General features: G+C 54.4%; 2 tRNA genes and 3 rRNA genes. All 5 read right to left on the bottom strand.

The features are described 5' to 3' along the window. Positions 1 to 50: 50 nt before the first annotated feature. Positions 51 to 163: ribosomal RNA gene (gene rrf / locus AC6H0N_RS15550) — 5S ribosomal RNA — on the bottom strand. 87 nt (positions 164 to 250) lie between these two features. After that, positions 251 to 3,136, bottom strand: a 23S ribosomal RNA gene (locus tag AC6H0N_RS15555). Between the two features lie 282 nt (positions 3,137 to 3,418). Next, positions 3,419 to 3,494 (bottom strand) — tRNA-Ala (locus AC6H0N_RS15560). Positions 3,495 to 3,533: 39 nt separating this feature from the next. Then, a tRNA-Ile gene (locus AC6H0N_RS15565) sits at positions 3,534 to 3,610 on the bottom strand. A gap of 90 nt (positions 3,611 to 3,700) precedes the next feature. Continuing rightward, a 16S ribosomal RNA gene (locus tag AC6H0N_RS15570) occupies positions 3,701 to 5,241 on the bottom strand. Together the 16S, 23S and 5S rRNA genes with 2 tRNA genes alongside form the textbook arrangement of a ribosomal RNA operon. Positions 5,242 to 5,311 lie beyond the last annotated feature (70 nt).

A 5,311-nucleotide genomic window follows, 5' to 3' on the forward strand; every position in this document is an offset into this window, starting at 1 on the left:
GACGCAAAAAAGCCCGCTCGATTTGAGCGGGCTTTTTGCATATGGGGTTAGTCTGACGATGACCTACTTTCACACAGGTATCTGCACTATCATCGGCGCGGGCCTGTTTCACGTTCCTGTTCGGGATGGGAAGGTGTGGTTCCAGGCTGCTATGGTCGTCAGACTATGACGGGGTAACAAAGTGGGAGTGTAAAGGGTGTTGTTGGGTGCGTGACTGCGTTTTGTACGCTCACGTGTGATGCATGGTTATAGGATCAAGCCTCACGGGCAATTAGTATCGGTTAGCTCAACGCATTACTGCGCTTACACACCCGACCTATCAACGTTGTGGTCTTCAACGACCCTTCAGGGGACTCAAGGTCCCAGGGAAGTCTCATCTTGAGGCGAGTTTCCCGCTTAGATGCTTTCAGCGGTTATCTCTTCCGTACTTAGCTACCCGGCGATGCGACTGGCGTCACAACCGGTACACCAGAGGTACGTCCACTCCGGTCCTCTCGTACTAGGAGCAGGCCCTCTCAAACTTCCAGCGCCCACGGCAGATAGGGACCAAACTGTCTCACGACGTTTTAAACCCAGCTCACGTACCACTTTAAATGGCGAACAGCCATACCCTTGGGACCGGCTACAGCCCCAGGATGTGATGAGCCGACATCGAGGTGCCAAACTCCGCCGTCGATGTGAACTCTTGGGCGGAATCAGCCTGTTATCCCCAGAGTACCTTTTATCCGTTGAGCGATGGCCCTTCCATACAGAACCACCGGATCACTATGACCTGCTTTCGCACCTGCTCGACTTGTCGGTCTCGCAGTCAAGCCACCTTTTGCCATTGCACTATCAACACGATGTCCGACCGTGTCTAGGTGACCTTCGTACTCCTCCGTTACTCTTTGGGAGGAGACCGCCCCAGTCAAACTGCCTGCCATGCACGGTCCCCGATCCGGATTCACGGACCAAGGTTAGAACCTCAACGACACCAGGGTGGTATTTCAAGGTTGGCTCCACGAGAACTAGCGTCCCCGCTTCAAAGCCTCCCACCTATCCTACACAAGTGACGTCAAAGTCCAATGCAAAGCTACAGTAAAGGTTCATGGGGTCTTTCCGTCTTGCCGCGGGGAGATTGCATCTTCACAAACACTTCAACTTCGCTGAGTCTCAGGAGGAGACAGTGTGGCCATCGTTACGCCATTCGTGCAGGTCGGAACTTACCCGACAAGGAATTTCGCTACCTTAGGACCGTTATAGTTACGGCCGCCGTTTACCGGGGCTTCGATCAAGAGCTTGCACCCCATCACTTAACCTTCCGGCACCGGGCAGGCGTCACACCCTATACGTCATCTTTCGATTTTGCAGAGTGCTGTGTTTTTAATAAACAGTCGCAGCCACCGATTCTCTGCGGCCCACTTCAGCTCCAGACGCGAGGTCCTTCACCTACCATGGGCATACCTTCTCCCGAAGTTACGGTATCAATTTGCCGAGTTCCTTCTCCTGAGTTCTCTCAAGCGCCTTGGTATTTTCTACCTGCCCACCTGTGTCGGTTTGCGGTACGGTCGATCATAGACTGAAGCTTAGAGGCTTTTCCTGGAAGCTGGGTATCACTCACTTCGAGCCACAAGGGCCCTCGTTATCACGCCTCATCTAAGCCCGGCGGATTTGCCTACCAGGCACGACTACACGCTTGAACCGGGACGTCCAACACCCGGCTGAGCTAACCTTCTCCGTCCCCCCATCGCATCTACAATCGGTACAGGAATATTCACCTGTTTCCCATCGACTACGCTTTTCAGCCTCGCCTTAGGGGCCGACTCACCCTGCGTCGATGAACGTTGCGCAGGAAACCTTGGGCTTTCGGCGAGGGTGCTTTTCACACCCTTTATCGCTACTCATGTCAGCATTCGCACTTCCGATACCTCCAGCATCCTTTACAAGACACCTTCACAGGCTTACGGAACGCTCCCCTACCATGCACATAGTGCATCCGCAGCTTCGGTTCATGGCTTGAGCCCCGTTACATCTTCCGCGCAGGACGACTCGACTAGTGAGCTATTACGCTTTCTTTAAAGGATGGCTGCTTCTAAGCCAACCTCCTAGCTGTCTGGGCCTTCCCACCTCGTTTGCCACTTAGCCATGCATTTGGGACCTTAGCTGGCGGTCTGGGTTGTTTCCCTCTCGACACCGGACGTTAGCACCCGATGTCTGTCTGCCGTATATCACTTTGCGGTATTCGGAGTTTGCTATTGCGGGGTAAATCGCGATGACCCCCCCAACAATTACAGTGCTCTACCCCCGCAAGTGTCCGTACGACGCACTACCTAAATAGTTTTCGGGGAGAACCAGCTATTTCCGGATTTGTTTAGCCTTTCACCCCTATCCACAGCTCATCCCCTAACTTTTCAACGTTAGTGGGTTCGGACCTCCAGTACCTGTTACGGCACCTTCATCCTGGCCATGGATAGATCATCCGGTTTCGGGTCTACGCCGTGCTACTTAACGCCCTTATCAGACTCGCTTTCGCTACGCCTCCCCTACTCGGTTAAGCTCGCAACACAACGTAAGTCGCTGACCCATTATACAAAAGGTACGCAGTCACCCCACTTGGAGGCTCCCACTGTTTGTATGCATGCGGTTTCAGGATCTATTTCACTCCCCTCCCGGGGTTCTTTTCGCCTTTCCCTCACGGTACTGGTTCACTATCGGTCGATCACGAGTATTTAGCCTTGGAGGATGGTCCCCCCATCTTCAGACAGGATTTCTCGTGTCCCGCCCTACTTGTCGCACGCTCAGACCCGCCACCCAGTTTTCGCATACGGGACTATCACCCTGTATCGTCGGACTTTCCAGACCGTTTTGCTAACTCGATGGTTTAGTCGTGCAGGCTCTTGCGCGTTCGCTCGCCACTACTAGCGCAATCTCGGTTGATTTCTTTTCCTGCGGCTACTTAGATGTTTCAGTTCGCCGCGTTCGCCTCCTCAGACCTATGTATTCAGTCTGGGATACTCCTTGCGGAGTGGGTTTCCCCATTCGGATATCGGGGGATCAAAGCTCCATTGCCAGCTCCCCCCCGCTTTTCGCAGGCTTGCACGTCCTTCATCGCCTGTGATCGCCAAGGCATCCACCACATGCACTTAGTCGCTTGATCCTATAACCATGCCCCCTGTCTCCAGGAGAACACCGGTTATCGGCATTACACGCGTCTGTGCGCCACGCTCCAACCCGCTGGTTCAATAGCAGTCAGGGCGTGACTAAAAATGCAATCACACACCCATGTAGCCACCAGCCTGACATAAACGCCGGCGGCCACACACTTTACACTTTCCACTTTGTTAAAGAACGATGCCTCTAAAGGCTAAGCACTACCGCCACTCTCGGGCCGCACTGCTTAACCTTCCTACTTCGAACGAATCACTTCACACGCCATTGCTGGTGGAGCTGGTCGGGATCGAACCGACGACCCTCGGCTTGCAAAGCCGATGCTCTCCCAGCTGAGCTACAGCCCCTCGTGCTGCTCTGTAGCCGCCCAACACGCCTGATAAGTATGGTGGGTCTGGTTGGGTTCGAACCAACGACCCCCGCCTTATCAAGACGGTGCTCTAACCAGCTGAGCTACAGACCCTCTGGTGTTTCTTCGTTCGAGGCTCTTTCTACATCCGGACAACCGATAAGTTGTGGGTACTTGAGAAGTCTGTGAATCCTTCTTCTCTTGAAAGGAGGTGATCCAGCCGCAGGTTCCCCTACGGCTACCTTGTTACGACTTCACCCCAGTCATGAATCTCACCGTGGTGAGCGCCCTCCCGAAGGTTAAGCTACCCACTTCTGGTGAAACCCACTCCCATGGTGTGACGGGCGGTGTGTACAAGACCCGGGAACGTATTCACCGCGGCATGCTGATCCGCGATTACTAGCGATTCCGACTTCACGTAGTCGAGTTGCAGACTACGATCCGGACTACGATCGGCTTTAAGAGATTAGCTCCACCTCGCGGCTTGGCAACCCTCTGTACCGACCATTGTATGACGTGTGAAGCCCTACCCATAAGGGCCATGAGGACTTGACGTCATCCCCACCTTCCTCCGGTTTGTCACCGGCAGTCCCATTAAAGTGCCCAACTAAATGATGGCAATTAATGGCAAGGGTTGCGCTCGTTGCGGGACTTAACCCAACATCTCACGACACGAGCTGACGACAGCCATGCAGCACCTGTGTTCTGGCTCCCGAAGGCACCAAGTGATCTCTCACAAGTTCCAGACATGTCAAGGGTAGGTAAGGTTTTTCGCGTTGCATCGAATTAATCCACATCATCCACCGCTTGTGCGGGTCCCCGTCAATTCCTTTGAGTTTTAATCTTGCGACCGTACTCCCCAGGCGGCCAACTTCACGCGTTAGCTTCGTCACTCAGAAAGTTACCTCTCCGAACGACTAGTTGGCATCGTTTAGGGCGTGGACTACCAGGGTATCTAATCCTGTTTGCTCCCCACGCTTTCGTGCATGAGCGTCAGTATCGGCCCAGGGGGCTGCCTTCGCCATCGGTGTTCCTCCACATATCTACGCATTTCACTGCTACACGTGGAATTCCACCCCCCTCTGCCGTACTCTAGCCGTGCAGTCACAAGCGCAGTTCCCAGGTTAAGCCCGGGGATTTCACACCTGTCTTACACAACCGCCTGCGCACGCTTTACGCCCAGTAATTCCGATTAACGCTCGCACCCTACGTATTACCGCGGCTGCTGGCACGTAGTTAGCCGGTGCTTCTTCTGTCGGTACCGTCAGCAGCGCGCTATGTTAGAGCGCGCCTTTTCTTCCCAACTGAAAGAGCTTTACAACCCGAAGGCCTTCTTCACTCACGCGGCATGGCTGGATCAGGCTTTCGCCCATTGTCCAAAATTCCCCACTGCTGCCTCCCGTAGGAGTCTGGGCCGTGTCTCAGTCCCAGTGTGGCTGATCATCCTCTCAGACCAGCTACGGATCGTCGCCTAGGTGAGCCTTTACCCCACCTACTAGCTAATCCGACATCGGCCGCTCCAATGGCGCGAGGTTCCGAAGAATCCCCCGCTTTCCCCCTCAGGGCGTATGCGGTATTAATCCGGCTTTCGCCGGGCTATCCCCCACCACATGGGCACGTTCCGATGCATTACTCACCCGTTCGCCGCTCGCCGGCAGGTGCAAGCACCCCCGCTGCCGCTCGACTTGCATGTGTAAAGCATGCCGCCAGCGTTCAATCTGAGCCAGGATCAAACTCTTAAGTTCAATCCACAGCACTCAAAGTCAAAACTGACATATGAGCACTCAATCTTTGTGATTCTCGGAGCCCGAAGGC

It is taken from the genome of Pseudazoarcus sp. NS34 (assembly GCF_059703725.1).